This is a genomic window from Pandoraea sp. NPDC087047, assembly GCF_044745225.1.
Lineage (GTDB): Bacteria > Pseudomonadota > Gammaproteobacteria > Burkholderiales > Burkholderiaceae > Pandoraea.
The window spans coordinates 307,039-333,889 of sequence record NZ_JBIUZU010000002.1 but is presented as its reverse complement, the minus strand read 5'-3'; the positions used below and the strand labels follow the sequence as shown (position 1 = coordinate 333,889).

Here is a 26,851-nt window from a genome sequence, read left to right as displayed (position 1 = left end):
ACTCACCGGCGGTGGCCGCACGCGCCACGCACCGGTAAAGCGAAAAGTGACGACCATGTACGATTTGCCTGACGCCCACGGCCATTTCGGCCAGTACGGCGGTGTCTTTGTGGCCGAGACGCTGATTCACGCGCTCGACGAACTGCGCGAGGCGTATGCCAAGTATCAGCACGATCCGGCCTTCCTCGAAGAATTCCATTACGAACTGAAGCACTACGTCGGCCGTCCGTCGCCGATCTATCACGCCAAGCGCTGGAGCCAGGAGCTGGGCGGCGCGCAGGTATATCTGAAGCGCGAAGATCTGAACCACACGGGCGCGCACAAGGTGAACAACGTGATCGGGCAGGCGCTGCTTGCGCGTCGCATGGGCAAGCGCCGTGTGATCGCCGAGACAGGCGCCGGTCAGCACGGTGTGGCCACGGCGACCATTGCCGCGCGTTTCGGCATGGAGTGCGTGGTGTACATGGGCTCGGAAGACGTCAAGCGTCAGGCCGCCAACGTGTACCGCATGCAACTGCTGGGTGCGACCGTCGTGCCCGTAGAGTCTGGTTCGAAGACGTTGAAGGACGCGCTCAACGAAGCCATGCGCGACTGGGTGACGAACGTCGAGAGCACGTTCTACATCATTGGCACCGTGGCCGGCCCGCATCCGTACCCGATGCTCGTGCGCGATTTCCAGAGCGTGATCGGCGAGGAGTGCAAGGTGCAGATGCCCGAGCTCGCCGGCCGTCAGCCGGACTACGTGCTCGCGTGCGTGGGCGGCGGCTCGAACGCCATGGGCATCTTCTACCCGTATATCGACGTGCCGGACGTGAAGCTCGTGGGCGTGGAGGCGGCGGGGGACGGTCTCGAGACCGGCCGTCACGCGGCATCGATCATCGGCGGCACGCCCGGCGTGCTGCACGGCAACCGCACCTATCTGCTGCAGGACGCCAACGGCCAGATTACCGAGACGCATTCGATCTCGGCCGGTCTGGACTATCCGGGCGTCGGCCCCGAGCACGCGTGGTTGCACGACATCAAGCGCGCCGAGTATGTGGGCATTACTGATAACGAAGCGTTGCGGGCGTTCCATGACTGCTGCCGGATCGAGGGCATTATTCCCGCACTGGAGTCGAGCCACGCGCTCGCTTACGCGTGCAAGCTGGCGCCGACGCTGCCGAGCGACCAGATCGTACTGGTCAACCTCTCGGGACGCGGCGACAAGGACATGCACACCGTGATGGCGCTGGCAAAACCTGAGCCCACGGGCGCGTAAGCCACGCAGCGAGATGGCACCGATTCACAGGGTTTCCCAGCGTCTTAGCGTCTGAATAAGGACACCAGAACCAGCATGACCGATCTGACTGATCGCAAGGCACAGAATGACGCCCTCGGGACCGAGCGTCCCATGGACGCCACCGAAGCCGCCGCCGCACGTCTCGAGGCCATGGAAGCGGCCGGCGAGTTGCGCGCGCGTTGGGCGCCGGGCGACATCACGTTGCGTCATGCGGACTTCCTGCAACACCTGCACGAACTGGAAGACGGCAGCGTCGATCTGATCCTTGCCGACCCGCCGTATGGCCTCGGCAAGGACTACGGCAACGATTCCGACAAACGCTCCGGCGAGGACTTCCTCGGCTGGACGTATGGCTGGCTCGAGGCGGCGATTCCGAAGCTCGCGCCGCGCGGCTCGCTCTACCTGTTCTGCACGTGGCAGTACGCCCCGGAACTGTTCGTGTTTCTGAAGCAGCGCATGCTGATGATCAACGAGATCATCTGGGATCGCCGCGTGCCCAGCATGGGCGGCAGTACGCGGCGGTTCTCGTCGGTACACGACAACATCGGCTTTTTCGCGGTTTCGAAGGACTATTATTTCGACCTCGATGCCGTGCGCGTGCCGTACGACGCCGCAACGAAGAAGGCGCGCTCGCGCCGCATCTTCGAGGGCAGCAAGTGGCTGGAACTGGGCTACAACCCCAAGGATCTGTGGTCGATCTCGCGATTGCACCGGCAAGACCCCGAACGCGTCGATCATCCGACGCAGAAACCGCTGCATATCATTGAGCGCATGGTGCTGGCCAGTTGCCCGCCCGGCGGTCTCGTGCTCGACCCGTTCATGGGCAGCGGCACGACTGCCGTGGCTTGCGCGCTGCACGGCCGGCGTTTCGTCGGCTACGAGCTGAACGCGCATTACCACGCGCTCGCCAACCAACGACTTCAGAGACTTTCCGATCATGTCCCGCATTCAAGCGACGTTCCAAGCCTTGCAAGCGCAGGGTAAAAAGGGCCTCATTCCGTTCATCACCGCCGGCGACCCCGAGCCGGGCTGGACGGTCAAGCTGATGCATGCGCTGGCCGACAACGGGGCCGACGTCATCGAACTCGGCGTGCCGTTCTCCGACCCGATGGCCGATGGCCCGGTCATTCAACGCGCCTCCGAACGTGCGCTCGCACGCGGCGTCAGCCTGGCTGAGGTGCTCGGCTACGTGGCGGTATTCCGTCAAACGAACGACCGTACGCCGATCGTGCTCATGGGCTACGCCAACCCGATTGAGGCAATGGGGCTCGACGCCTTCGCCGAGCGCGCCGCCAAGGCTGGCGTGGACGGCGTGCTGGTCGTCGACTATCCGCCCGAGGAGGCCGAAGCCTTCGCAGGCGCCGTGCGGGCGCAGGGAATCGACCCGATCTTCCTGCTCGCGCCGACCTCGACCGAGGCGCGGATTGCGGCGGTGGCGCGTCAGGCGAGCGGCTATCTGTATTACGTCTCCCTCAAGGGGGTGACGGGGGCCGCGAGTCTGGATATGGAGAGCGTGGCCGCCAAAATCCCCCAGATCAAGGCTGTCGCGGCGTTGCCGGTGGGCGTGGGCTTCGGGATTCGCGACGCCGCCACGGCCCGTGCCGTAGCGAGTGTGGCGGATGCGGTGGTCATCGGTAGCGCCATCGTCCAGCGGCTCGAAAACACGCCGCGTGATCTGGAGGGCGAGAACGCGGTAAAATCGCTCGCTGAATTCATCGGCGGAATTCGTCAGGCGCTCGACGAGAGCGTCAAATCAGCGTAAATTCGCGGCAGAAATTTGCCGGGGTCGGCGCTGAAACGGCGTGCAAGCCCCGGTGAAACGCCGAATGGAAACGACCGTGTCGTACGGTCGCCCCGAAATGCCCGGAAATGCCGGAAATGCCCGTCCCAGTTGGGGCGGGCGTTTGCCAAGGAGAAACTATGAGCTGGCTCGATAAGCTGCTGCCCCCGAAGATCAAGCAAACCGATCCGACGCAGCGCAACAAGAGCATCCCGGAAGGGCTGTGGATCAAGTGCCCGTCGTGCGAGGCGGTTCTGTACCGCGCCGACGTGGAAGCGAACCTGCATGTTTGCCCGAAGTGCGATCATCACATGCGCATTGGCGCACGTGCGCGTCTGGACTCGCTGCTCGACGCGGAAGGCCGCTACGAACTCGGTCAGGAAATCGTGCCGGTCGACGCGCTGAAGTTCAAGGACAGCCGCAAGTATCCGGATCGCATCAAGGAAGCGATGGACGACACCGGCGAGACCGACGCCATGGTGGTCATGGGTGGCGCGATTCACACGCTGCCGGTCGTGGTGGCCTGCTTCGAGTTCTCGTTCATGGGCGGCTCGATGGGCTCGGTAGTCGGTGAGCGTTTCGTGCGCGGCGCGCAGAATGCGCTGGAGCAGGGCGTGCCGTTCATCTGCGTGACGGCGTCGGGCGGCGCCCGTATGCAGGAAAGCCTGCTCTCGCTCATGCAGATGGCGAAGACCACGGCCATGCTCACGAAGCTGGCCAACGCCAAGCTGCCGTTCATCTCCGTGCTGACCGATCCGACGATGGGTGGCGTGTCCGCCAGCTTTGCCTTCCTCGGCGACGTGGTGATCGCAGAGCCCAAGGCGCTGATCGGCTTCGCCGGCCCGCGCGTGATCGAGCAGACCGTGCGCGAGAAGCTGCCGGAAGGCTTCCAGCGCTCGGAGTTCCTGTTGCAGAAGGGCGCGATCGACATGATCGTCGACCGTCGCAAGCTGCGCGAAGAGATCGCTCGCCTGATCGCACTCATGCAGTGCCAGCCGGCAGACGCCGTCGCTTGACGGGGTCGAGCGCGAGACTCACTCGTGCGATGACGTTGCTCGCGCCGTTGCGGCGCCCCAAAGGGCGGTGCAACGGCGTAGAATGACGCAACGCCACGCAGCGCTGCATCAGCGGCGCTTGAACGCATCACTTAGCAGGATATGAGGCGCGGACGTTAGTGACGTCCGCGTTTTTGTTTTTCTGCCCGCACATCATGCCGACATACTCCACTCTCGACGCCTGGCTCGCCCACCTGGAAACCGCTCATCCTGTGGGCATCGACATGGGCCTCACGCGCATTGGCCGCGTGAAAGAGGCTCTCGGACTGAAATTCCCGTGCCCCGTCTTCACGGTCGGCGGCACGAACGGCAAAGGGTCCACCTGCGCCATCATCGAAGCCATTTTGCTGAGTGCGGGCTACCGCGTGGGCTGCCACACCTCGCCGCATCTAATCTCGTTCAACGAGCGTGCCCGAGTGAACGGCGAGATCGTGGACGACGCCACGTTGCTGCCGCATTTCGAAGCCGTCGAAAAAGCGCGCACGAGCTTTGACACGCCGATTTCGCTGACGTACTTCGAATTCACGACGCTCGCGATCATGCATCTGTTCGCGACAGCGGGGCTCGACGCCGTGATTCTGGAAGTCGGTCTTGGCGGCCGGCTCGACGCCGTCAACATCATCGATGCGGATTGCGCCGTCATTACCAGCATCGACATCGATCACCAGCAATATCTCGGCGATACGCGCGAAGCGATTGCCATCGAGAAAGCGGGCATCTTCCGTTCGGGCAAGCCGGCGATCTGCGGCGATCCCGTGCCGCCGGCCACGCTGCTCGCCGAAGCTGAGCGCATCGGTGCGGACTTGTGGCTGTTCGGGCGCGATTTCAACTATCAGGGCGACAAGCAGCAATGGAGCTACGGCGGACGCAATATGCGCCGCCCGGCGCTCGCGTATCCGGCCCTTCGTGGTGCCAACCAGTTGCTCAATGCGTCGGCGGCGCTCGCGGCGCTTGAGTCGATGCGTGACGTGTTGCCGGTCTCGGCGCAGGACATTCGTCTGGGGCTTGCTTCGGTTGAGTTGCCGGGGCGTTTTCAGGTGCTGCCGGGGCGTCCGGCCGTGGTGCTCGACGTGGCGCACAACCCGCACGCCGCCGCCGCACTGGGCCACAATCTCGACGGCATGGGCTTCTTTCCGTACACGTACGCCGTGTTCGGGGCGATGGCCGACAAGGATATCGAGGGTGTCTTGCGGCATCTCGTCGACAAGGTCGACCACTGGCGTTTGTGCGCGTTGCCGACCGAGCGTGCCGCGAGTCCGGCGCTGCTTGAAGAGAAGTTGCGCTCGGTCGGGTTCGTCGAGGACGCCGATCATTCGGTCGAAACCTTCGAATCTCCTGAGAAAGCCTATGCTGCCGCGCTCGAGCAGTGCGGCGAGAATGATAGAATCGTGGTTTTTGGATCGTTCTTTACAGTGGCGGGCGTCATGTCGCACCGCAAATTGCAACGCCACTGAAGTGTGACGGTGCGTCTGTCGTGACATTTTCTTACGAGAAATGTCATGCGCGCGACGCACCAGATGCGCGATGATCAGTCCAACGACGCAAGTTTCGACCTGAGCCAAGGGCCTATGGGATTGTTTTCCTTCCGCAAGAAAGACGCCGAAGCCGTTCCCCCGAAGCGCGGCAGCCGCAGGAGCGGCCGAGCCGGCACCCGTACGGCGGGAGGAGGGGGCGAGTACAGCGAGCATGAGCAACTCGACCCGCTGCTGCCCGAGAAGCAACGTGCGCGCCGCCGTTTGGTTGGCGCGCTCGCGTTGGTGCTCGCGGCCGTCATCATTTTGCCGATGGTGCTTGCCCCCGAGCCAAAGCCGGCGGCCGACGACATTGCCATTCAGATCCCCGGAAAAGACGCCAATTCGCCGCCCGTGCGGGTGAAGCCGCAGGCGGCTGCCATGCCGTCTTCCGATGCGTCGCTCGACAAGGGCGAGGAGGCGGTCGACAGCAGTACGCTGACCAACACGGCCAAGCCTGTGCCGACGCCCGCCCCGGCACCGACGGCGGTCCCGCCGTCTGCCGCGATATCGCCGACGCCGGCCCCCGCACCGAGCGCCGTACCGGAGCCGCAGGTCGCGCAAGCGAGGCCCGAGCACAAGCCGGACGCCAAGCCCGAGGTCAAGAAGCCCGAGCAGCACGCCGAGACGAAGCCGGCCGCCAAGCCGGAATCGCACGACACGGCCAAGGCGCAGACGCAAGCTCAGGCCAAGCAGCCGAATAACAACGTGGCGGACCCGATCGCGCAGTTCGCACAGAACAACACCACGGCCAAGCCCGCCGCCAAGCCGGCGGACAATCACGACAACGCACAGAAGGCGGCGTCGGGTGGCAAGTATCTGGTGCGCATCGGTGCCTTCTCGACGCAGGATCGCGCGCAAGCCTGGCTCGTCAAGCTCAAGCTGGTGAACGTGCCGAGCTATATGGTCAAGAGCACGGTCGACGGCCGCGAGCTGTATTTGCTGCGTGCGGGACCCTTCCCGGATCGCACGGCGGCCGAAGCGGCCGGCAAGAAGATTCGCGACGCGGGCCTGACGGCGCAGGTCGCCGAGGCAGGTTGAGTTGGGTGATTCGGTGCATAGCGGTCTGCTGACCGTAGTGGATTACGCGGCCATTGCGATTCTGGTCGGCTCGATGTTGCTGGGCATGCTGCGCGGACTCGTGCGCGAGCTGTTCAATCTGGTGGGCTGGGTGGTGGCGTTCTTCGTGGCGCGCGCCTTCGGTCCGACCGTGGCGCACTGGCTGCCCGCCGATCTGCCCGGCGGCGAGATGACGCAGGGCGCGCTGGGTTTCCTGCTGGTGTTGGTGGCCGTGGTGTTCGGTGCCGGTATCGTCAGCGCGCTGGTGGGACGCATGACCGATCTCATCGGCCTGCGCCCGGCCGATCGTGGGCTGGGCATGCTGTTCGGCATCGTGCGCGGCATTCTGCTCTTGATGTTGTTGATGGTCGCCGCCAAGCTAACGGCGTTGCCGCAACAGCCGGTCTGGCAGCATTCGCTGACCCGTCCGTGGGTGGAGGCGGGGCTGGATCGGTTGATGCCGTATCTACCCGAGGCGGTGCAGCACTATCTGCAAAAGCCCGAGGCCGCGGTGCCGAACGTCAATCCCATGGGAACGACCCTCCCCTTGCCACAACTGGAACCCTATCGTGGGACGCCCGACTCGGGCGGACAGGGCGGCCGGAGCGCCCCGGATGGCCGGGGCAGTCAATCTGGCGATGGCATGCAGAGCCCATCGCGCGGCCAGAGCACGCAGAACGATGTCGCCGCCCCGGTCGGCACGGGGATGTCTGCCCGCTTGTCGAACCTGATGGGCGGCGCGCTTCGCGACGCTGGCGGCAGTGCGCCCAAGGGCGACGGCCTGAGCGCGCGGGGCGCTTACCAGGATGCAGGCGCGCAACAGCAGGGATGGGGTATGCGCAGTGGCGGATCGAGCGGATTGGCTACGCCGTCGACCGGCCTGCACAAGGTTTCCGAATGACGGATAATACAGTCCGTTTGACGCAGATTTCGATGTTTTTAGAAGGATTCATGCCATGTGTGGCATTGTCGGTGTAGTCTCCAAATCCCCGGTCAACCAGTTCATCTACGATAGCCTGCTGCTGCTGCAGCATCGCGGCCAGGACGCCGCCGGTATCGCGACGACGGATGGTCAGTCCTTCTACATGCACAAGGGCAACGGCATGGTGCGCGACGTGTTCCGCACGCGTAACATGCGCGATTTGCCGGGCACGGTGGGCATCGGTCAGGTGCGCTACCCGACGGCAGGCTCGTCGAGCGCCGCACAGGCCCAGCCGTTCTACGTGAATGCCCCGTACGGCATCGTGCTCGCCCACAACGGCAACCTGACGAACTGGGAACAGCTCAAGGACGAGATGTTCCGTGTCGACCGTCGCCACATCAACACCACCTCCGACTCCGAAGTGCTGCTCAACGTGCTCGCGCACGAGTTGCAGGAAAGCTCGCGCGACGGCCTGAGCGTCGATTCGCTGTTCCAGGCGGTGGGCAAGGTGCACGGCCGTTTGCGCGGCTCGTACGCCATCGTCTCGATCATCTCCGGCTTCGGTCTGCTGGCGTTCCGCGATCCGCACGGCATTCGTCCGCTGTGCATCGGCCGCTTCGAGGGCCCGAACGGCACGGAGTGGATGGTGGCGTCGGAGTCGGTGGCCCTCGAAGGCATGGGCTTCGCGTTCGAGCGCGACGTCAAGCCGGGCGAGGCGATCTTCATCAGCAACGATGGCGAGCTGACGTCCCGGCAGTGCTCGGAAGTGTCGTCGTTGCATCCGTGCATTTTCGAGCTCGTGTATCTGGCGCGTCCGGATTCGGTGCTCGATGGCGTGGCGGTCTACGATGCGCGTCTGCGCATGGGCGACTACCTCGCAGAGAAGATTCGTCGCGAGATTGACTACAAGGACATCGACGTCGTCATGCCGATTCCTGATTCCAGCCGTCCGGCGGCCATGCAGGTCGCCAAGCGTCTGGGCCTGAACTATCGCGAAGGGTTCTTCAAGAACCGTTACGTCGGCCGTACCTTCATCATGCCTGGCCAGGCGATGCGCAAGAAGTCGGTGCGCCAGAAGCTTAACGCCATGCGTGTCGAGTTCAAGGACAAGAACGTGCTGATCGTCGACGACTCGATCGTACGTGGCACCACCAGCCAGGAAATCGTGCAGATGGCGCGTGACGCCGGTGCGCGCAAGGTGATCTTCGCGTCGGCAGCGCCGCCGGTGAAGTTCCCGAACGTGTACGGCATCGACATGCCCACGCGCAGCGAGCTGGTTGCGCATGACCGTAGCGACGAAGAAGTGGCGCGCATCATCGGCGCCGACGAACTGATCTATCAGGATGTCGAAGACATGAAGGCCGCTGTGCGCGACATCAACCCGGCGCTGTCCGATTTCGACGCGTCGTGCTTCGATGGCAAGTACATCACCGGGGACGTCACGCCTGAATACCTGACCCGTCTGGAGCAGCAGCGCAAGGCGCCGAAGGCACCGGTCGTCGAGTCGGGCGAAGGCGATGAAAACGAGCCGCGCGGCGCTCAGCTTGGCCTCTGAACGAGGTCCGGTGCGCCCGAACAATGCCGGATGCCCCGTGAAATCGGGGCGCTCTGGCAGGGCGGCGGGGGTTTTCCTTCTGCGCCTGCAACGTGCTACACTGCTTCTCACGTCGATTTGATTTCAGCTTGCGGACGTGGGGGAATCTCCCCGAAACAGCTAAAGCGAGGCCTAGACAGATGGATTTCGAGCCCGTTTTGCTGACAAGCGAAACGGGCTTTTCTTTTTTGGCCGGCGAGAGAGCCGACCCAATGACGAGACACACGATGGACTCCTTCGACTTCGATACCCTGGCGGTGCGCGCGGGCACGCAGCGCTCCGAGTTTGGTGAGCACTCCGAGGCGCTGTACCTGACCTCGAGCTTTGTTTTCAAGAGCGCGGCCGAGGCTGCCGAGCGCTTTGCGCACTCGGAGGAGGGCTTCACTTATTCGCGCTTCACCAACCCGACCGTGTCGATGTTCCAGGACCGTCTGGCGGCACTCGAAGGCGGCGAGGCCTGCATGGCGACCGCATCGGGCATGAGCGCCATCGTCTCCGTGGTGATGACGGCCCTCTCGGCCGGCGACCATCTCGTGAGCTCGCAGAGCATATTCGGCTCGACGCTGAACGTCTTCTCGACGATTTTCAGCCGCTTCGGTGTCGAGACGACGTTCGTCGACCCGACCGATCTCGACGCCTGGCGCGCCGCGATTCGTCCGAACACGAAGATGTTCTTCCTCGAGACGCCGTCGAACCCGCTCACGGACATTGCCGACATCGAAGCCATTGGCAAGATCGCGAAGGAAGCCGGCGCGCTCTTCGTCGTCGACAACTGTTTCTGCACGCCCGCGTTGCAGCGTCCCATCGAATACGGTGCGGACGTCGTGGTGCACTCGGCGACGAAGTATCTCGACGGTCAGGGGCGCGTGCTCGGCGGCGCCATCGTCGGCACCAAGGACTTCATCATGGGCAAGGTCTTCCCGTTCGTGCGCAGCGCGGGCCCGACCCTGTCGGCGTTCAACGCGTGGGTGCTGCTCAAGGGCATGGAGACGCTGTCGTTGCGCATCGAGAAGCAATCGGCCAACGCGCTGGCGCTGGCCCAGTGGCTCGAAGCGCAGCCGCAGGTCGGCCGCGTGTTTTACCCGGGGCTGCCGTCGCATCCGCAGTACGAACTCGCGAAACGTCAGCAAAAAGCCGGCGGCGCGATTGTCGCGTTCGAGCTCAAGGGCGCAACGCCTGCCGAGCAGCGCGAGAACGCATGGCGTCTGATCGACAACACGCGCGTGTGTTCGATCACCGGCAACCTTGGCGATACGCGCACGACCATCACGCATCCGGCCAGCACGACGCACGGCCGCATCACGCCCGAAGCGCGTGCCGCGGCGGGTATCACCGAGGGTCTGATCCGTCTGGCCGTCGGTCTGGAGTCGCCTGCCGACCTTCAGGCCGATCTGGCGCGCGGTCTGGTGGGCTGAATCGAGTTGAATCGAGTTGAATCGCGTTGAATTGCGTTGAGCTGAGTGAAAAGGAAGTCATGAGTCGATTCTGGAGTGCGGGCGTTGCTGAACTGACGCCCTATGTCCCCGGTGAGCAGCCGCAGATGCAGCGTCTCATCAAGCTCAATACCAACGAGAACCCGTTCGGTCCGTCGCCGCGCGTGCTCGCTGCCATTCGCGAGGCGCTCGGCAGCGATGCCGACGCGCTCAAGCTGTACCCCGATCCGGACGCTCGCCGTTTCAAGCAGGCGATTGCGACGCGCTTCGGTCTCGACGTGGCCAACGTGCACGTGGGCAATGGCTCCGACGAAGTGCTCGCCAACGTCTTCCAGGGATTGTTGAAGCACGACAAGCCGATTCTGTATCCGGACATTACGTACAGCTTCTATCCCGTGTATTGCGGACTGTACGGAGTGGCGTTCGAGAGCGTACCGTTGACCGAGACGTTCGAGATCGATGTCGACGACTACCTCAAGCCCAACGGCGGCATCATCTTCCCGAATCCGAATGCGCCGACGGGGCGCGTGCTGGCGTCGGGCGAGATCGAGCGTCTGCTGGCGGGCAATCCGGATTCGGTCGTGGTGATCGACGAGGCCTACATCGACTTCGGTGGCGAGACGGCGGCCGGGCTGATTGCGAAGTATCCGAACCTGCTGGTCGTGCAAACGCTCTCGAAGTCGCGCTCGCTCGCCGGGCTGCGTCTGGGCTTCGCGATCGGGCATCCGGCCCTGATCGAAGCGCTGGAGCGCGTGAAGAACAGCTTCAACTCGTACCCGCTCGACCGTCTCGCACAGGCGGCGGGCGTGGCGGCCATCGATGACGAAGCGTATTTCGACGAGACGCGTCAGGCGGTCATCGCCAGCCGCGAGGCGCTGACGGCACGATTGACGGCGCTCGGTTTCGAGGTGCTGCCGTCGAAGGCGAATTTCGTGTTCACGCGTCACCCGTCGCATGACGCGGCGCAACTGGCCGCTGCGTTGCGCGAGCGCTCGATCATCGTGCGTCACTTCAAGCATGCGCGTATCGCCCAGTTCCTGCGTATGACGGTCGGGACCGAAGACGAATGTCAGGCACTCACCAACGCATTGCACGAGGTCTTGGGCGCGTGATGCGGTGATGACATGGCACGTGGCGGCCGCGTGGCAATAGCGTGGCAATAGCGTCACGGTAACGCCACGTCGTTCGCCAGCATTCAGCACGGAATTAGGGGGGTGACGTTATTGCGTTGAGCGGTGGCGTCGCCTTCCCCTTTTTGCATCGGCGTCGGGCGTTCGTTGAATGAGGTGATGTCTTTCTGTCACCAACGCACATCCGCAGACTGCGCTATTCTTTGGGATTCCCCCAGCAGTTATTGGAGACGTCGCATGTCGCACAACGTAGAACTTTTCATCAACGGGCAGTGGAAAGCGGGCGCGGAAGGCCTGACGCTGCCGATCGAAAACCCGGCCACGGGCGAGACCATCGGCACCGTGGCGCGTGCCACGCAGCCGGATCTGGATGCGGCACTGGCCGCTTCCGAAGCCGGTTTCGCCAAGTGGCGCGACGTCGCCCCGTTCGAGCGCGCCAAGCTCATGCGCAAGGCGGCCGGTCTGTTGCGCGAGCGCGTTGGTGATATCGCGCATCAACTGACGTTGGAGCAGGGCAAGCCTATCGGTGAAGCCAAGGGCGAATTGCTCGCGGCGGCCGATGTCATCGACTTCTTCGCGGAAGAGGGCAAGCGCGCCTATGGCCGCTTGATTCCGGCCCGCGTGCCGAACGTCTATCAGATGGTGATCCAGGTGCCGGTCGGCCCGGTCGCCGCCTTCACGCCGTGGAACTTCCCCGTCAATCAAGTGGTGCGCAAGGTCTCGGCGGCACTCGCTGCGGGTTGCTCGGTGATCGTCAAGGCACCGGAAGAAACGCCTGCGTCGCCGGCCGGCCTGATCCGCGCCTTCGCCGATGCCGGTCTGCCGGACGGCGTTGTTCAGTTGTTGTACGGCGTGCCGGCGGAGATTTCGTCGTATCTGATTCCGCATCCGACCGTGCGCAAGGTGTCGTTCACGGGCTCCACGCCGGTCGGCAAGCAATTGGCCGCGATGGCGGGTCTGCACATGAAGCGCGTGACGATGGAGCTCGGCGGCCATGCACCGGCGATCGTGTTCAACGACGCGGATATCGCTGCCGCCGTGCGCAACCTCGCCGCCGGCAAGTTCCGTAACGCGGGGCAGGTGTGTATCGCCCCGACGCGTTTCCTCGTGCAGCGCGGCGTGTACGACCAGTTCGTCGACGCGTTCGTGAAAGCCGCGCAAGCCGTGCGTGTGGGTAATGGTCTGGACCCGGAAACGACGATGGGCCCGCTGGTCAACCGCAAGCGTTTCGACGCGATCAGCGCCATCGTCGACGACGCCGTCGCCAACGGTGCGCAGCTCAAGACCGGTGGCAAGCGTGCTGCCGAGGGCGGTCACTTCTACGCACCGACCGTGCTGTGCAATGTGCCGATGAGCGCGAAGATCATGCACGAAGAGCCGTTCGGCCCGGTGGCGATCATTAATGCGTTCGACACGGAAGACGAAGCCATTGCTGAGGCAAATCGTCTGCCGTACGGTCTGGCAGCGTATGCCTATACGACGTCGTCGGGCACGGCGCATCGTCTGGGGGCGCGCGTCGAGAGCGGCATGCTGACGATCAACCATCAGGGTCTGGCGCTGCCGGAAGTGCCGTTTGGCGGCGTGAAGGACAGCGGCTACGGTTCGGAAGGCGGCCCGGAAGCGCTCGAAGCGTATCTTCAGCCGAAGTTCGTGACGCGTCTGGACGTCTGACGCGCTCCCGCCAGGGTGAAAAGCCGATGCGAGCGATCGCGTCGGCTTTTTTATTGCTGGTGCTTGTCTTCAGTCTTCTGTCCGCTGTCTCCTGCGGTGATGGACTGCTCAATCGACGGGTGTGGTGTCGAGTGAGTCGAGCCGCACGGCGGGGGAGCACGCGATGACGCCGAGTTGCAAGGCAAAACCCGCTGTCATGGCGATCAGGCAGGCCTGCGTGCCGAAGCTCGCCGCGAGCCATGCGCCGAGAAAAGCGCCGAAGGGACGTGCCCCGAACGTCGCTGTCATCGTCGCGGCCGACACACGGGCGACGAGTCCTGATGGCGTGACGACCTGCCGCAGCGACGTCGTTGAAATCGTCCACACGATAGGGCCGAAGCCGAACAGGAAGAACGCGCCGAAGACCACGCCATAGCGCATTGCGCTGCCGCTGGTCAGGTGCAAGGTGCCGGCCATCAGCAAGGCTGCGAGGGCGGCACATGCCGGGCCGAGGAGGATTTGTCTGCCGAACCGGAGGTGCGAGGCGATACGTGCGTAGCCAAAGGCGCCGCAGACCATTCCGAAGCCGTAGACGCCCAGCGCGATGCCAACGGTCTGCGCCGTGAACGCGAGCGAGTGGATCGCGTAGTAAGCGAAGACGGCGAGCAGCAGATACCACGAGGTATTGAAGACGAAAGCCGTCGCGACGATGGGACGGAGGTATCGGTTGACGGCGATAAAGCGGACGCCTTCCGTCAACTCGTGCAGAAAGTGCCGAGGCGAGACCGGTCGCGGTGCTTCATGCGGCAGGCGTGAGAGGCAATACGCACTGGCGAGCGAGAGCAGGAAGGCGCCTGCGAACGCGGGCGTGCCCGCGGCCCATCCTGCGAGTATGCCGCCGAGCGCGGGACCGGCGGTGAAGGCCACGCTGCGGGCAATCTCCAGCCGCCGGTTCGCGGTGAGCAAGTCACGCGGACCAACGAGGGCGGCGACCAGCGACGGCGCGGCGGCCCCGAAGACGACCGTCCCTGTGGCCATGGCAAAGCCGAGCGAGCCCAACGCGGTGAGCGTCAGCATGCCGGTGCGAAACAGCGCGAACAGAAGCAGCAGGGCGAGGGCGCGCAGCAGTTCCGTCGCGATCATGAGCGGCTTGCGCCGGTAGCGGTCGGCAAGCACACCGGCGGGCAGCGACAGCAGCAGGAAAGGCAATGTCGTCGCCCCTTGTAACGAGGCCGTCTGCCCGGCCGATGCCCCCAACGCGATCACGGCCACGAGCGGAATGACGGCAAGCGTCATCTGCTCGCTGAATTGCGCTGCGAGATTCGCTCGCGAGAGATCGTTCACCAAAGCGGGGATGCGTGAGGGGATGTGCCTGGGCGTGCACGAAGAGATTCGCGAGGCGTCGCAGTCCTTCTCAGGCGAGACGTTTGCGTCCTGTGTGGTGCCATTGACCATCGCGGCGACTCCGTTCGGGGGGATCCCCATGAGGGAGTCTAGGCGGATGAAGGGGCGCAAACGCTCCGGTTCTTGCGGTTGAATTCGAGGGCGGGTATAGCGGTTTTGGGGCGGGTGGTCGGATCGGTGCGACGTGGTCGGCATTCGAGCGACGCACTTACCTGAATGCGCAGCGAAATCGCGTAGTCGGACGCATTGGCGACGATGTAGCCGCTGTAAGCCATGGCGTTGTCGTAAGCATGCGCAGACGGTGAGCTCGCCGCCTCAATGGGAAGATGCATTTGAGCCAACTGCCACCGTCTGCTTGCGGCCCTAAGCCGCCGTCGATAGGTGCTGATGTTCGCGCTGCATCCAGCCAATGAAGCTCGACAGGTTGACGTTGAAACGTGTTGCTGAAGTCTGGGGTGCTCTTGCCTGCGTCAGGAAAAATTCGAGCTGGTTGGCCATCTTCGGGTATCCCACGGAGAAATGACTGACGTGCTCTTCCAGCGTGCGAGGCCAAAATGGGTCCGAGGCGGTCCTGAGTATATTGGTCGAGCGAATCAGCTTCCTTGCTGCTTCTTTCATGAGGCGACTTGCTGTGGCAGGGTGACTGGCGCCGGCGATGCGATGAGCATATTCGTTCAACACATGAAAGTAGTCGCCGTTAACGGATTCTGCAATAGCTCGTGAGGGGATAAACGCATCGAATTTTTGGGCAAGATTGTTCCCGTGAATGCATCGACACTCATGTTTCAGCCAATACCCCCAACTGTATAAATTGGCGGGATTCAGCACGTCCGCGCGTGTCCCTATGTCGAAGTCAATTTTTGCGACCTCAAAGTGACGCGCTTCCAGATCTTGGCGCAGCGTCTCGATACGCGCGCTCTGCAATGCCGACGGCTGACGCGTTAGTACGAGGGTCAGATCAAGATCCGATTGGCCTGGTAACGCACATCCGCGTGCGACGCTACCGTAGAGATAAAGACCATCCAGCAGTTCACCCAACCCTGACGCAATGGATTCGCATGCATCCGCGACAAGGAGCGCAAGCTCCGGTTGAATCGGAATGTCGTCAAGCACCGGGATCGCTGGTGCGGGATGTGAGTCTCTGGAATTTTCCATCTGCGCGAATCAATGTCTCGATGTGTGCCACGATACCTGCTGTAGAGACGGGGAACGAACGCTTTTGGCCGAAGCTCGCCACCGCAGCACAACATATTTCGCTACTCGTCGCGTGTCGATTGCTTAGGTATTCGATAGATGACGGACATCAATTTCGGTGTCTCGTGTCGTTCTACGATGACACCGCCGAGAGATTCGGCGATACGGCGGCTTGAGTCGTTTTCTTCAGCTACTGGGTACGTGAAACTCTCGCTGCCAAGGGCTAAGCTTGCCCACATCGCAACAAGGCCCACAGCTTCACGGCCAAAGCCTTGTGCATGGAAGTCTTCTCGAATCCAGATTCCTAATTCCGCGCTGGTGCTCCGAACGCCATGGAGTCCGGCCAACCCAAGGAAATTCCCGGTAGCCTTTTGACGGATTGCGAATGTAAAGTCCGTCCCTTCGGCGATCGTCAGCAACCAACCTTGCCAGATACGATCAAATGTCTCTCTGTTCGCCGGTGGCTCCCATGACATGAAGCGGGTAAGCGAAGGGGTAATGCAGCGAAACGAGTCGTCAGCATCATCAGCCGAGAATGGCCGAATCGAAAGCCGTTCTGACTCGATGTGGATTTCATCCGGGCGTAACAGCATTTTCCCCCCCTGATTGTCTACCGGTGTTCGGATTGTCGACGAACGGTCTCTGTCGAACGTCGCTTGCCGGCCGGTTGCCGCCGGGCGCAACGGACGGTTTCCGACCCGTTGCCGCCGTTCGAGTTTCAATGACCAATGTTTGCTACGCAGCGCTTACCGGCAGATGCCCGCATGCGAACTGGCTGGATGGAAAGAAACGTTTGCATAAAACCCGATGAAGGACATCTAGCGCACGTCATTCAATACGGTACAGGCTGCCGAAGCCCCCGCCTTGCGCTGGCGTGTTGTCGGTGCAGCTTGGCATTGGCAGGCCCTGTCCCCATCCGGCGGCCAAGACCTGCACGTCACGCACAGGATCGGACGCCTTGGCCCGCTCGTTGCGCATGCGGCAGGTTTCAGGATCGGTGGCGAACAGCCCGCGTGCAAAGACCCGACCTTGCTCCGCTAGCTTTGCAGTTTTGGGGCTGCGGATCTTCGTGAATGCCTGAAAGGCCTCATCTAGGCAGCCGCTTGCGCCATTCAGGCACCGGGCCAAATGCCAGGCATCCTCCAACGCCTGGCAGGCCCCTTGCCCCGACGTCGGCAATGGCGCATGTGCGGCATCCCCAACCAGCAGTACATTTGCCCGACACCATGTATGCAGCGGCTCCAGGTCATGCACGGCAATCAGCCGGATGGCATTTGCGGGCGTGGCACGGATGATATGCGAGACCGGTTCGGGCCATCCCGCGAACAGATCTTCGACCTCCTTGCGTATATCTGCTGTGGGCGTGGCCTTATTCAGGGGCCGTGCCTGCGCTGCTGCCCAATACACCAGTCCGGGGCGAACCGGCACGCAACCAAAGCGCTCGCCCGCCCCCCAGAAATCCTGAATCGAAATATCGTCCACCAGCGCATGCTGCCCCTGAGCTACGCCAATCCAGTTCACGAAGCCCTGATAGACAGGTGTGTTGTCACCCGCGACAAACTTGCGCGCCACAGAATCCATGCGGCCGTCGGCGCCAATGAGCAGATCCGGGCGGATGCTCGCACCATTTTCGAAATGGGCCACGGCTTTGCCATGAGCATCCAGCTCAATGGCTACCGCCCGGCGCCCAAACTCCACCGGAATCCCCGCCCGTGTCGCATGGTCCAGCAACACTGCCTGCAAGTGCCGGCGTAGCACCGTGTAGGTTGGGTATCCCATCGTCCGATCCAGCAAACCAATATCGAGGCCCCCCAGTGCATTTCCCGCATCATCCTGGCGACGCATTGTCAGCGGGCGACCGCCAATGGCCTCAATGTCTTGCAGCAGTCCCAGTGCTTCCAGCACAAAGCTGGCATTGGGCCAAAGCGTCACGCCGGCCCCCACGGTTGCCGGCTCCGCTCGACGCTCATAGACCCGAGGGTTGTAACCCTGCTTGCGCAAGGCCAGTGCCACGCTCAGGCCGGCGATGCCGCCGCCAAGTATTCCAATTTCCACGTTGAATCTCTCCTGTTCATACGGTGCCCGATGCACGGTCCACCGTGTCGCAGCGGGCAAAAGGGCATCTTAGATTTCGTCATTAAGGAGAGCTAGCATGTAAAAATGGAAGGCTTTCATACCTTAAACGGGATAATCAATGCGCGATGGACTCGATCTGAATACGGTCCGTGTCTACACGGCAGTTGTTGATGAGCAGAGCTTTGCTGGCGCATCGCGTTTGTTGGCCATCCCCTCGTCCAACGTAAGCCGCCATGTCGCTGCGCTGGAGCGCAGACTCGGCGTGCGCTTGCTGGAGCGAAGCACCCGCCACCTGCATATGACGGAAGCCGGCCGACTGCTCTACGAACGTGCCAAGCCCTTGCTCGATACTCTGCTCGCTACGCAGGAAGAGCTTGGTGCGGTACAGCGCGAACTGCGTGGTCCTCTGAAAATGTGCATGCCCGGCGAAGCGCCAAGGCTGCTGGCTCCCATCCTCGCCGAATTCTGTAGCCTCCATCCCGGCATCGAGCTGGAATGCGATACCCGGATGACCGGACTGGAAGTGCTTCGAGAGGACGTTGACCTTTCCATCGTCTTCCACCGGGGCCATCAGGAGGACAGTGCCTTCATCACCCGTGAACTCGCCACACTGCCCAGTATCGTGGTTGCTGCACCCTCCTTGCTGGCCAGGACCGGCATGCCACGCAACGTGCGCGAGCTGAAGTCTCTGCCCTGTATCACCACCCTCAGTGCGTTGAAGGGCCAGCCCTGGCAGTTTCAGGACGCAGCAGTGCCGGTACGCAGCCGCTACCGCGTCAACAGCGGGGAGTTGGCCGTGGCAGGCGCACGCCAAGGCATCGGCTTCGCGATTGTGGCCGCCTATCCCTGCCAGGAGGACCTTGTGGCGGGGCGGTTGCAGGAAGTGCCGTTGGACCTTTGTCCTGCCCCTCTGCAATTGCTCGGGGCATACAGCCATCGCCATTCCGTGACTGCGCGTGTTCGGGCGCTGCTGGAATTGATACAGGTACGGTTGGCTGGATTGGGGAGCCCTGCCATGGCACCGAAACCTCGTCGGACTGCCTAGGATCGACGTGGCGCACCGGGCGCAAAGTTGCGTCTTCGCGAGCGAAAACAGTCGCTCGGTATGACTTTTTCAATGTCAGCTTCTGGTTGTGGATTCAACCGGTGGATGCAACACACTAGAGCCATTCGCAAACGGCTGTTTCTGACCCACAACAGTCGTTCAATCAGCGCGGCCCTTGCGGCGGCTTCTTTACGTACAACAGCCGTTCGAGCAGTGATGTCGGCCTCGACGTCCGGCTACCGCTTGCCGTCGACACGGCCAACTTCGACCGTGCAGCCAATTCGGATATGTGGCGCAGCAATCCGCCAAAACCTTATAATTCTCGTTCGTCTACGAAATAGCTATCCGCTACCAGAATGATGAATCCGACGTTGCCGAACAGGAAACAATTCATCCAAGATCCGGCAGGCTATAGCCGTTCCGCGTGGATGCGCTGGGCGATGATCGCTTCGATGAATGGTGTCGAACTTGATCCCTTTAAGCAGCCGAGCAGTGAAGACTTGAAGAATCCACTGTTGTGGCTGACTCAAGCAGAAGCGATGGCACAAGCCGCGCTTGTCTTAATTAAAGCTGAGCCCGCTTTCGACAACTTGCCTGCGGAAATGCGGGGCATTTGTGACAGCCAATATTGCGCCGTTACCCTCATGTTGGTCGGTTACAGTCTAGAGGTATGCCTGAAGGCAATGATCCTCGTTAAAGACGGTGTCGAGGCTTATTCCGAAGCCGAGCGAAAGTATCTGACCCATGACCTGAAGAAACTCGCAACGTTCTTTGTTGATCTCAACGCGAAGGATCTCGCCATTCTCGAGTTGCTGACGCACTTTATCGCATGGGCGGGACGATACCCCGACCCAGGTGGCAGGCATATCGATAGGCACGACAGCGTCTTCGAACTTGCCGAACAGAATCAAATTTCCGGGCATGACCTGTTCAAGCTCGCCTCGAAGGTAATGCGAGGCGTAAGCGGTCTAACAGAAGCGTAGGGCAGCGATTAATTCAAATGGGCGCCCTTCGGCGAGATGGTTCACGGTGCTATTCAGTTCCGCCGATTAATTGACGTGCCAGCGTGGCAATATCGCGCGCGTCATGTGCGGACAGGTGATCGATAAGTGCTATTTTCTTTCCAATACCGTTCAGAGATGTTCCCATGACAATTCCGACGTTCTTTTCCGCGTCAACCCAAAATCGATCATGAAACTCTTCGGTCACGACGTCTTCGATCGAAACCTTTGGTGCAACGTTCTGCAAAACTGAATGCATCGCCGATTTCTTGTTCGCTTTTCTGCCGTTCGTAAAAAACGTGACAGATCTGAGCTGTTCGGAAATTTCCGACATCATTTTGCCGAAAAGGGCAACGCAGCCCGGATCATCTGAGTAGAAGTATGGGTCAATAATGAAAAGATCTTTCACTCCTTTCAATTTTTCAACAAATTGCAGTACGACGTTTGCAATTTCATCAACGTGAATTCCCCCGTGCATCACAGCATCATATGTAAGTGAGAAATTGAATAACGAGGAAATTCCGTTCTCGACGATATATTCGCGAAAATACTCGCGAACGTTGATCGCATCCATCCTCGTGACGAGGAAATGCGAGAACTCAGGATGCCTATAGACCTCTTTCATGAAGTCCACAACATCCGATCCTTCCCTGTAGCTTTTGACGTAAATGATGCCGGAGTCCAAGAATCCCCCTCATCTTGATGGCGTCGAAGTTTCAATCTGTTGGTGTACCCGGCGCGCAGAAATTACGAAGGCTCTAGGATCCGCGCATAAGCGTGCGTCGGATTACGTCCGATAGCTCGGCTCGATCCGTCCGGCGACAGGTGCTTCTTGAATCGCGTTTCCATGTCGCCCGGAAAGTTCACGCGCCAAGTCCGACAAATCTTGGACGGACTCACTTCGAATTCTTGTCCCATCCGACTGCCAGGGAAAGCCTGCATTGCGGCGCGACTCACTCAGTACACAAACCGCCTGAGACCCGTGAACACGCCAAACCATGGGAACGTTCTTAACAGTACGATCAAATGGAGCACGAAGAAAACCCAAGGCACACCAGATTCAATGTGCGATATGGGACGGTAGAGCTTTGCATTTCCGCCCCGTTGCACAGCTTCCCATTCTGCGTCGTACGGACTGATAGGAAGTCGCTTTTCGATCTCGTGCACGACCTCCCATTTAGCCGAATTCAGGTTGCGATACGACGTGATGATTGAATGCCACAGGAACGTTAACGTGACGCCAGCGGTAGCGAGCAGCCACAGATAGTCGGAAGAATTCTTCGACGTCAAATAACCAACGAACGCGAGGATTGCTGAATTCACGCTGAGAAAATACGAGTTGGCAGTGGTGCGTCGCTGACTGATTCGATCGGCCATCTCGACGTATAGTTTGTATTGATCGAGCAGATGCGAATACCACTTCTCGTTATCCGGATAGGCCATCCTATCCGGGATTTCATTCCAGAGCCTGTCTTTTGGCACGTCCGGCATCATCGACCGCCGTGAATTAACGTCTTGAGGTTGTCCCAAGTCCAGTTGTACATCTTGTCAGCCGCGGTCGCTGACGTCGGCTTGGTGCAGGCTTTGTCTTTGTACCCTGCCAACAGAAAGTATTCCTTCCGAAGATCTTTCGCGATCTCGAGTTCGATGCCGACTCCGGCCGCGGTATGCGTCTGTGTGCCGCAAAGCACACAGACAATGTCTACGTTGCGAATCTTGTCTCGAACCTTCTTCTCCCAGTCTCCCGTCATGTGCTCTTTCACCGACGAATCCCAGATATCGAAAGGAGTGTCGGGATGCTTTGCTTGCCCAACTAAAAGCATCTTCAAATCAGAGTCGTGGTCAAAATCAAAGCTTACGAAAATCTTTTTTCTTTGCATTTTTTATCCCCGATTGGACCGCTGTCTCTCGGCAGCAGAAGGGATCATGTCGCACCTGAGGCGAATGGTCAACAACAGAACAAACCCGTCAATCGGCCGGCATGTCAGTCATTGAAGCTTGCGTGCTGAGCAGAAAAGGTTTGAACCAAGCCGTCGCTGATTCAACCAGCGAGCGAGTTTCCCACGGTTTCCTTGTAAGATGCAGGACGCAGTTCGTAGGAGGCAACCAAGCTTCCGAACGAAGATGTCCCGTATTAGGATCCGCCGTAGAATGCGGCCAGAGCGACGCCGGGGGAAACGACGCATGAATGAATTCAAGGTGTTTGTTAGTGTCGGCGGAACTGCCACGGTTCAGCAAGAGACCTTCGTTCGCGCTGTTGAGGACCGCTTGCGTGCGGAAGGGCTTATCCCATATACCGTAGGACGGAATACCTTCGGATCGGACTCACCATTGAAAACAGTGGTGGATCTGATGAATGAATGTTCTGGTACGGTTGTCATCGCGCTCGAACGGAAGTATTTCCCCAGCGGGCTAGAGAAGCGTGGTGGTTCAGAGGAAGTCCCCATCACAAACGTGATACTTCCCACGCCGTGGAATCAGATCGAAGCAGCCATGGCCTATAGTCGTGGACATCCGTTACTTGTGATTGTCGAGCGAGGGATACGCGCTGAAGGACTGCTGGAGCCTGGCTTTGACTGGTATGTGCAGGCAGTGGAACCCAAGGCAGAATCTCTCACCACAATAGAATTTAATGGCGTTCTTGCAAGTTGGAAGGGAAAGCTGTCAGCCGCCACAGCTAAATCTGCGGCGAAAGTGAGCCCGTCGGAAATGACGATCGGCGAGCTCGTAAGTGGCATGAAAGCGTCGCACCTGTATAGCTTTCTTGCGGCAATGGCAGCGTTGATTGCCGGGGCGTTCGCTCTCGGCGCAAAGTTTCACGGTAGCTAAACCCGAACGTGGACGCCGCAGCGAATCCCGCTCATCGGTGTGGCTAGCAACGCGACGGTCCGTTCTCTCCGCTGAACCGACACTCGAACGTCCGAAATGTAGTACAGGCAAACGGCCGTTCCTGGCCGAGCACGGTCGTCGCCTGCTCCTATCCACGAGCTATGCGCTTGCTCACAATCCCGCATGCCTCGTGCTCCGCGACCGGAATGTCCTACTTAACTTCGCTACGCCGCAACTGTTTTAATTCTTTTATCGACGGGTAGCGAATTCTTGAGGCAAACGCCATTCCGTATGCCTCAATTCCCGCTGCGCGTTTCGCGCCGTCGTTCAATGCAAACGTGCCCCGTTGGGCACGTCACGCTCGACGCTGGCGAGAACGATGGCACCGTTTGTGTCGGCGAAGCCTGTCACGAGGACTTCCGAGGCGACGCCGGCGATGCGTTTCGGCGCGAAGTTGCATACGCACAGCACTTGGCGGCCGACGAGGCTTTCCGGCGTGTAGTGAGCGGTGATTTGTGCGCTTGAGGTCTTCACGCCCAACTCGCCCAGATCCACTTCCAGCACGTAGGCGGGTTTCTTCGCTTTCTCATTCGCGCGGGCGGCGACAATCGTGCCGACGCGCAATTCGATCTTCTCGAAGTCCTGCCATTCGATGGTGTTTGCCGGATTAGCCGAGTGTGCCGAGTCTGTCATTTCCTGTTCCCTTTTGCTCGTCGATAGATGACCAGGCGGTGAGCGTAACGCGTCGCTCGCCCGCACGGCTTGTAAAAAACGGCAGACGGTAATCAGACGGTAATCAGACGGCAATTAGTCGGGACGCAGACGGCAAGCGAACGGCAAGCGAACGATAAGCGGACAACAAGCCCACGGCAAGCCCCCCACCAGCATCAACTTTCCGATGCAGCAAACACAGCACAAGCCCCAGATGCCCCACGCCCATCCGCCAACACCGCTGCCCGTTCCCGTCGCCAGGCGGCGGGTGTCACGCCGTAGTGTTGGCGGAACGCGTGGGTGAGGGCGCTTTGATCGTTGAAGCCGACGTCCAGGGCAATGTCAGCGAGCGGGGTGTCGTTCTCGGCCAGCAGCGACAACGCACGGGCGAGCCGCAGGCGCATCAGGTGCCGGTGAGGCGTCTCGCCGGTCATCGCCACGAAGCAGTCGTGGAAATGTCGCACGCTCATTCCCGCTTCCTGTGCCAGCGTCGCGGTATCCGGTGGCGTTGCCAGATCGGCTTGCAGCCTCGCGTCGACCTGCGCCAGATCCAGCCGGACGGTGCGCAAGACGGGACGCGTCGGCGCCAGTCGGGCGGTGAGGGCGGCGAGCCACTCGCGGACTACCGGATCGTCCACACTCAGCGGGTGGCCGCTGTCCACGCTCGCGCTCACGCGGGCGGCCAGCGCCAGCAGTTTCGCATCCAGCGCGAAAAACGCCTCGTGCGCGAACGCACGTTCGGTGCCCGTACCTCGGGCGATCTCCGGCGGCACATCCAGCACGACCTGCCGATTCGGCCCATCGCCACGATAGTCGTGACGCACACCCGCAGGAATCACCACGCCGTTGCGCGCGCCAACGCGTCCGTACCGCTTGGCGTCGCCGTCTAGCGACAGCGACATGCGTCCGGACAGCCCGATCACGACCTGATGGAAGTCGTGTGTGTCGGTGCTGGCAGTAGGACGGTACTCGCGCAGTTCGAGAATCGGGGCGGACATGGGAGCAGGGGGCTTACAGGTGTGGCAGGCAGACGCTCAGGCAAAAAACCGGATACCGGATGTTAGCGATGGTAGCGGATGTTGGCGGGCGCTACCGAACGGCAGTGGACTGCGGCGGACCCTAGCCGACGGCCCCGAACGTCATCGAACGGCAGCCGACTCCATCGAACGTTATCACCCTGCCAAGGAATAAGGCGCGGACGGTGCATGACTTCAGGTTATGAAAAAACGCGCAAAGCAATCCCGGATTCATTGGTTCGGGCGCGCGGGACGGCTCGCTACACTGGTTCACCAGCGGCCGGTGAGTACCGGTCAGCACCGCGCGAGCGGCGCCGCAAGGCCCGCCAGACACGCGATGCGCTTCGATTTCTCAGGGCCAGCGGCCCGTCTTTGGCAGGGAAGTATGACATACGCCGTCACGATCTCGGGCAGCCCGTCGGCCGCCTCGCGCAGCGCCCGGTTGCTGCGTTTCGTCGAATCCGAACTGGTTGAGGCCGGTATCGCGGTGCGCCGCATCGACATTCGCGCGCTATCGCCCGCCGCCTTGCTGGCCGCCGATACGTCGCATGACGATCTGCGTCACGCACTCGCACAGGTCGCCGGTGCGCAAGCGGTGGTCGTTGCCACGCCGGTCTACAAGGCAGCGTACAGCGGCCTGCTCAAAGCCTTCCTCGACGTGCTGCCGCAAGACGGCCTCGCCGACAAGCTCGTCGCGCCCTTCGCCACGGGCGGCAGTCCGGCGCATTTGCTCGCGCTCGATTACGCGCTCAAGCCGGTGCTGTCCGCGCTGGGGGCACAACACATTCTGCGCGGCGTATTTGCCGTCGATCAGCAGGTGCCGAAGGAAGAGGGCGCCGTGCTCGACACCGCCGTTGCCGAGCGGCTCGGTGCGACGGTCGATCAACTCGCGCGGTGGCTGCACGAGCGCGAGGTGATTCGTCAGTGGCCCGCCACGGCGGCGAAGGAAGTTCGCCGCGCGCGCGCCGCCGCGACGCTCGCCGCCTGAGCGCCGGAGTCCGTATGCAAGTCTTCTGGTTTATTCCGACGCACGGGGACGCCCACTACCTCGGGACGTCCGACGGTGGACGCGTGTTCGATTTCGACTACGCACGACAGATCGCCAGCGCCGTCGACTCGCTCGGCTACGAAGGTGTGCTGCTGCCCACGGGACGCTCTTGCGAAGACGCCTGGGTGACGGCATCGAGCCTGATCGGCGCGACCCGCAATCTGAAGTTTCTCGTCGCCATTCGGCCGGGCATTGCGTCGCCCGCGCTCACCGCGCGCATGGCCTCGACGTTCGATCGCCTGTCGGGGGGCAGGCTGCTGGTCAACGTCGTGACGGGCGGCGACGCCGGTGAGCTCGAAGGCGACGGCTTCTTTGCCGACCACGCCGAACGCTATGAAGTGACGGACGAATTCCTGCGCATCTGGCGCTCGCTGATCGAGAAGTCGCATTCGGCCGAGAGCATCGATTTCGAAGGCAAGCATCTGCGTGCGAAGGGCGCGAAGCTGCTGTATCCGCCGGTGCAGAAACCGCATCCGCCGCTGTATTTCGGCGGCTCGTCGGAGGCGGCGCGTCAGATCGCTGCCGAGCAGCTCGACGTCTACCTGACGTGGGGCGAGCCGCTCGCCGATGTGGCTGAGAAGATTGCGGACGTGCGTGCACGCGCCGCCAAACTCGGGCGCACGCTGCGCTACGGTCTGCGACTGCATGTGATCGTTCGCGAGACGGAAGACGAAGCGTGGCGCGCTGCGGATTCGCTCATCAGCAAGCTCGACGACGAGACCATCGCGCGCGTGCAGACGCAGTTCTCGAAGATGGATTCGGAAGGGCAGCGGCGTATGGCGGCGCTGCATGGCGGACGTCGCGACAAGCTCGTGATCGCACCGAATCTGTGGGCGGGGGTAGGGCTTGTGCGCGGTGGGGCCGGCACGGCACTCGTGGGCGACGGTCCGACCGTGGCGCAGCGTCTGCGCGAATACGCGGATCTGGGCATCGACACGTTCATCCTGTCGGGCTACCCGCATCTCGAAGAAGCGTATCGCTTCGCCGAACTGGTGTTCCCGCATCTGCCGCGCCACGTGCGCGAAAAGCTGGGCAACGTCTCGCTCGCAGGGCCCGTCGGCGAAGTCATGGCCAACAACATCGTGCCGCAGGCGTCGCAAAGCTGACGGGCGCT

The 26,851-nt window shown here is 61.7% G+C and carries 26 protein-coding genes; 16 read left to right on the top strand and 10 right to left on the bottom strand.

What is annotated here, in order from left to right; translation table 11 throughout:
• Window positions 1–55 precede the first annotated feature (55 nt).
• The 11 genes from trpB (at window position 56) to ACIPHM_RS04135 (ending at window position 13,434) form a co-directional block, all read left to right on the top strand.
• On the top strand, window positions 56–1,258 hold the full coding sequence (gene trpB, locus ACIPHM_RS04185) for a tryptophan synthase subunit beta (protein ID WP_400324824.1): 1,203 nt from the start codon (window positions 56–58) through the stop codon (window positions 1,256–1,258).
• 132 nt (window positions 1,259–1,390) lie between these two features.
• Window positions 1,391–2,263 carry a DNA-methyltransferase gene (locus ACIPHM_RS04180; RefSeq protein ID WP_400325327.1) on the top strand — a complete coding sequence of 291 codons (873 nt, stop codon included), beginning with the start codon at window positions 1,391–1,393 and terminating at the stop codon, window positions 2,261–2,263.
• Window positions 2,217–3,041 carry a tryptophan synthase subunit alpha gene (gene trpA, locus ACIPHM_RS04175; RefSeq protein WP_400324822.1) on the top strand — a complete coding sequence of 275 codons (825 nt, stop codon included), beginning with the start codon at window positions 2,217–2,219 and terminating at the stop codon, window positions 3,039–3,041. The genes ACIPHM_RS04180 and trpA overlap by 47 nt, the downstream gene beginning before the upstream one ends.
• A 158-nt stretch (window positions 3,042–3,199) precedes the next feature.
• Entirely contained in the window at window positions 3,200–4,075 is an 876-nt protein-coding gene (accD, locus tag ACIPHM_RS04170) for an acetyl-CoA carboxylase, carboxyltransferase subunit beta (protein ID WP_044455339.1), read from the top strand.
• Window positions 4,076–4,269: 194 nt separating this feature from the next.
• On the top strand, window positions 4,270–5,568 hold the full coding sequence (gene folC / locus ACIPHM_RS04165; protein WP_400324820.1) for a bifunctional tetrahydrofolate synthase/dihydrofolate synthase: 1,299 nt from the start codon (window positions 4,270–4,272) through the stop codon (window positions 5,566–5,568).
• A gap of 45 nt (window positions 5,569–5,613) precedes the next feature.
• Window positions 5,614–6,666 (top strand): SPOR domain-containing protein, encoded by a 1,053-nt coding sequence (locus ACIPHM_RS04160; RefSeq protein WP_400324818.1) that lies wholly within the window; start codon window positions 5,614–5,616, stop codon window positions 6,664–6,666.
• Window position 6,667: 1 nt separating this feature from the next.
• Window positions 6,668–7,585 (top strand): CvpA family protein, encoded by a 918-nt coding sequence (locus ACIPHM_RS04155; protein ID WP_400324816.1) that lies wholly within the window; start codon window positions 6,668–6,670, stop codon window positions 7,583–7,585.
• Window positions 7,586–7,640: 55 nt separating this feature from the next.
• A complete protein-coding gene (gene purF / locus ACIPHM_RS04150; RefSeq protein WP_400324814.1) occupies window positions 7,641–9,161 on the top strand; it encodes an amidophosphoribosyltransferase in 1,521 nt (506 codons plus the stop codon).
• Window positions 9,162–9,427: 266 nt separating this feature from the next.
• The gene (locus tag ACIPHM_RS04145; protein WP_400324812.1) at window positions 9,428–10,615 is read left to right on the top strand and encodes an O-succinylhomoserine sulfhydrylase; all 1,188 of its coding nucleotides are present in this window, start codon (window positions 9,428–9,430) and stop codon (window positions 10,613–10,615) included.
• A gap of 59 nt (window positions 10,616–10,674) precedes the next feature.
• Complete coding sequence (gene hisC, locus ACIPHM_RS04140) at window positions 10,675–11,745, top strand: histidinol-phosphate transaminase (protein ID WP_400324810.1); 1,071 nt, start codon at window positions 10,675–10,677, stop codon at window positions 11,743–11,745.
• Window positions 11,746–12,000: 255 nt separating this feature from the next.
• On the top strand, window positions 12,001–13,434 hold the full coding sequence (locus ACIPHM_RS04135) for an NAD-dependent succinate-semialdehyde dehydrogenase (RefSeq protein WP_400324808.1): 1,434 nt from the start codon (window positions 12,001–12,003) through the stop codon (window positions 13,432–13,434).
• Window positions 13,435–13,542: 108 nt separating this feature from the next.
• Here ACIPHM_RS04135 and ACIPHM_RS04130 read toward each other — a convergent pair whose 3' ends face one another.
• The 5 genes from ACIPHM_RS04130 to ACIPHM_RS04110 all read right to left on the bottom strand — a co-directional run bounded on the left by ACIPHM_RS04130 (window position 13,543) and on the right by ACIPHM_RS04110 (window position 18,066).
• Window positions 13,543–14,757, bottom strand: coding sequence for an MFS transporter (locus ACIPHM_RS04130; RefSeq protein WP_400325325.1), 1,215 nt, complete (start codon window positions 14,755–14,757; stop codon window positions 13,543–13,545).
• A 149-nt stretch (window positions 14,758–14,906) separates the two neighbouring features.
• Window positions 14,907–15,149 carry a hypothetical protein gene (locus tag ACIPHM_RS04125; RefSeq protein ID WP_400324806.1) on the bottom strand — a complete coding sequence of 81 codons (243 nt, stop codon included), beginning with the start codon at window positions 15,147–15,149 and terminating at the stop codon, window positions 14,907–14,909.
• A gap of 31 nt (window positions 15,150–15,180) precedes the next feature.
• Complete coding sequence (locus tag ACIPHM_RS04120) at window positions 15,181–15,972, bottom strand: nucleotidyltransferase domain-containing protein (RefSeq protein WP_400324804.1); 792 nt, start codon at window positions 15,970–15,972, stop codon at window positions 15,181–15,183.
• 101 nt (window positions 15,973–16,073) lie between these two features.
• On the bottom strand, window positions 16,074–16,604 hold the full coding sequence (locus ACIPHM_RS04115) for a GNAT family N-acetyltransferase (RefSeq protein WP_400324802.1): 531 nt from the start codon (window positions 16,602–16,604) through the stop codon (window positions 16,074–16,076).
• Window positions 16,605–16,839: 235 nt separating this feature from the next.
• On the bottom strand, window positions 16,840–18,066 hold the full coding sequence (locus ACIPHM_RS04110) for an FAD-dependent monooxygenase (RefSeq protein ID WP_400324800.1): 1,227 nt from the start codon (window positions 18,064–18,066) through the stop codon (window positions 16,840–16,842).
• 139 nt (window positions 18,067–18,205) lie between these two features.
• Between ACIPHM_RS04110 and ACIPHM_RS04105 the strand changes: the two genes are divergently transcribed.
• Both ACIPHM_RS04105 and ACIPHM_RS04100 read left to right on the top strand, forming a co-directional pair.
• On the top strand, window positions 18,206–19,132 hold the full coding sequence (locus ACIPHM_RS04105; RefSeq protein ID WP_400324798.1) for a LysR family transcriptional regulator: 927 nt from the start codon (window positions 18,206–18,208) through the stop codon (window positions 19,130–19,132).
• A 356-nt stretch (window positions 19,133–19,488) separates the two neighbouring features.
• On the top strand, window positions 19,489–20,115 hold the full coding sequence (locus tag ACIPHM_RS04100) for a hypothetical protein (RefSeq protein WP_400324796.1): 627 nt from the start codon (window positions 19,489–19,491) through the stop codon (window positions 20,113–20,115).
• A 49-nt stretch (window positions 20,116–20,164) separates the two neighbouring features.
• Here ACIPHM_RS04100 and ACIPHM_RS04095 read toward each other — a convergent pair whose 3' ends face one another.
• From ACIPHM_RS04095 to ACIPHM_RS04085, 3 genes are all read right to left on the bottom strand, one after another.
• Window positions 20,165–20,818, bottom strand: coding sequence for a hypothetical protein (locus ACIPHM_RS04095; protein WP_400324795.1), 654 nt, complete (start codon window positions 20,816–20,818; stop codon window positions 20,165–20,167).
• 272 nt (window positions 20,819–21,090) lie between these two features.
• Window positions 21,091–21,627: a hypothetical protein gene (locus ACIPHM_RS04090; RefSeq protein WP_400324793.1), complete on the bottom strand. Its 537-nt coding sequence runs from the start codon at window positions 21,625–21,627 to the stop codon at window positions 21,091–21,093.
• Window positions 21,624–22,013, bottom strand: a complete 390-nt coding sequence (locus ACIPHM_RS04085; RefSeq protein WP_400324791.1) for a TIR domain-containing protein — start codon at window positions 22,011–22,013, stop codon at window positions 21,624–21,626. Before ACIPHM_RS04085 ends, ACIPHM_RS04090 begins: the two co-directional genes overlap by 4 nt.
• A 304-nt stretch (window positions 22,014–22,317) precedes the next feature.
• Between ACIPHM_RS04085 and ACIPHM_RS04080 the strand changes: the two genes are divergently transcribed.
• Window positions 22,318–22,962 carry a hypothetical protein gene (locus ACIPHM_RS04080; protein ID WP_400324789.1) on the top strand — a complete coding sequence of 215 codons (645 nt, stop codon included), beginning with the start codon at window positions 22,318–22,320 and terminating at the stop codon, window positions 22,960–22,962.
• Between the two features lie 327 nt (window positions 22,963–23,289).
• Here the strand turns inward: ACIPHM_RS04080 and ACIPHM_RS04075 are convergent, their stop codons facing one another.
• Both ACIPHM_RS04075 and ACIPHM_RS04070 read right to left on the bottom strand, forming a co-directional pair.
• Complete coding sequence (locus ACIPHM_RS04075; protein ID WP_400324787.1) at window positions 23,290–23,655, bottom strand: tRNA-binding protein; 366 nt, start codon at window positions 23,653–23,655, stop codon at window positions 23,290–23,292.
• A gap of 194 nt (window positions 23,656–23,849) precedes the next feature.
• Window positions 23,850–24,671, bottom strand: a complete 822-nt coding sequence (locus tag ACIPHM_RS04070; protein ID WP_400324786.1) for a helix-turn-helix domain-containing protein — start codon at window positions 24,669–24,671, stop codon at window positions 23,850–23,852.
• A gap of 403 nt (window positions 24,672–25,074) precedes the next feature.
• Here ACIPHM_RS04070 and ssuE point away from each other — a divergent pair, with 403 nt between their 5' ends.
• The gene (gene ssuE / locus ACIPHM_RS04065) at window positions 25,075–25,677 is read left to right on the top strand and encodes an NADPH-dependent FMN reductase (RefSeq protein ID WP_400324785.1); all 603 of its coding nucleotides are present in this window, start codon (window positions 25,075–25,077) and stop codon (window positions 25,675–25,677) included.
• Between the two features lie 14 nt (window positions 25,678–25,691).
• Complete coding sequence (gene ssuD, locus ACIPHM_RS04060) at window positions 25,692–26,843, top strand: FMNH2-dependent alkanesulfonate monooxygenase (RefSeq protein WP_400324784.1); 1,152 nt, start codon at window positions 25,692–25,694, stop codon at window positions 26,841–26,843.
• The last annotated feature ends 8 nt before the right edge of the window (window positions 26,844–26,851 follow it).

What these genes read in the sequence shown, in the direction of transcription:
- trpB (WP_400324824.1), top strand. Translation starts at nt 56, where the DNA reads ATGTACGATTTGCCTGACGCCCACGGCCATTTCGGCCAGTACGGCGGT.
- ACIPHM_RS04180 (WP_400325327.1), top strand. Translation starts at nt 1,391, where the DNA reads ATGGACGCCACCGAAGCCGCCGCCGCACGTCTCGAGGCCATGGAAGCG.
- trpA (WP_400324822.1), top strand. Translation starts at nt 2,217, where the DNA reads ATGTCCCGCATTCAAGCGACGTTCCAAGCCTTGCAAGCGCAGGGTAAA.
- accD (WP_044455339.1), top strand. Translation starts at nt 3,200, where the DNA reads ATGAGCTGGCTCGATAAGCTGCTGCCCCCGAAGATCAAGCAAACCGAT.
- folC (WP_400324820.1), top strand. Translation starts at nt 4,270, where the DNA reads ATGCCGACATACTCCACTCTCGACGCCTGGCTCGCCCACCTGGAAACC.
- ACIPHM_RS04160 (WP_400324818.1), top strand. Translation starts at nt 5,614, where the DNA reads ATGCGCGCGACGCACCAGATGCGCGATGATCAGTCCAACGACGCAAGT.
- purF (WP_400324814.1), top strand. Translation starts at nt 7,641, where the DNA reads ATGTGTGGCATTGTCGGTGTAGTCTCCAAATCCCCGGTCAACCAGTTC.
- ACIPHM_RS04145 (WP_400324812.1), top strand. Translation starts at nt 9,428, where the DNA reads ATGGACTCCTTCGACTTCGATACCCTGGCGGTGCGCGCGGGCACGCAG.
- hisC (WP_400324810.1), top strand. Translation starts at nt 10,675, where the DNA reads ATGAGTCGATTCTGGAGTGCGGGCGTTGCTGAACTGACGCCCTATGTC.
- ACIPHM_RS04135 (WP_400324808.1), top strand. Translation starts at nt 12,001, where the DNA reads ATGTCGCACAACGTAGAACTTTTCATCAACGGGCAGTGGAAAGCGGGC.
- ACIPHM_RS04125 (WP_400324806.1), bottom strand. Translation starts at nt 15,149, where the DNA reads ATGCATCTTCCCATTGAGGCGGCGAGCTCACCGTCTGCGCATGCTTAC.
- ACIPHM_RS04120 (WP_400324804.1), bottom strand. Translation starts at nt 15,972, where the DNA reads ATGGAAAATTCCAGAGACTCACATCCCGCACCAGCGATCCCGGTGCTT.
- ACIPHM_RS04115 (WP_400324802.1), bottom strand. Translation starts at nt 16,604, where the DNA reads ATGCTGTTACGCCCGGATGAAATCCACATCGAGTCAGAACGGCTTTCG.
- ACIPHM_RS04105 (WP_400324798.1), top strand. Translation starts at nt 18,206, where the DNA reads ATGCGCGATGGACTCGATCTGAATACGGTCCGTGTCTACACGGCAGTT.
- ACIPHM_RS04100 (WP_400324796.1), top strand. Translation starts at nt 19,489, where the DNA reads ATGATGAATCCGACGTTGCCGAACAGGAAACAATTCATCCAAGATCCG.
- ACIPHM_RS04090 (WP_400324793.1), bottom strand. Translation starts at nt 21,627, where the DNA reads ATGATGCCGGACGTGCCAAAAGACAGGCTCTGGAATGAAATCCCGGAT.
- ACIPHM_RS04085 (WP_400324791.1), bottom strand. Translation starts at nt 22,013, where the DNA reads ATGCAAAGAAAAAAGATTTTCGTAAGCTTTGATTTTGACCACGACTCT.
- ACIPHM_RS04080 (WP_400324789.1), top strand. Translation starts at nt 22,318, where the DNA reads ATGAATGAATTCAAGGTGTTTGTTAGTGTCGGCGGAACTGCCACGGTT.
- ACIPHM_RS04075 (WP_400324787.1), bottom strand. Translation starts at nt 23,655, where the DNA reads ATGACAGACTCGGCACACTCGGCTAATCCGGCAAACACCATCGAATGG.
- ACIPHM_RS04070 (WP_400324786.1), bottom strand. Translation starts at nt 24,671, where the DNA reads ATGTCCGCCCCGATTCTCGAACTGCGCGAGTACCGTCCTACTGCCAGC.
- ssuE (WP_400324785.1), top strand. Translation starts at nt 25,075, where the DNA reads ATGACATACGCCGTCACGATCTCGGGCAGCCCGTCGGCCGCCTCGCGC.
- ssuD (WP_400324784.1), top strand. Translation starts at nt 25,692, where the DNA reads ATGCAAGTCTTCTGGTTTATTCCGACGCACGGGGACGCCCACTACCTC.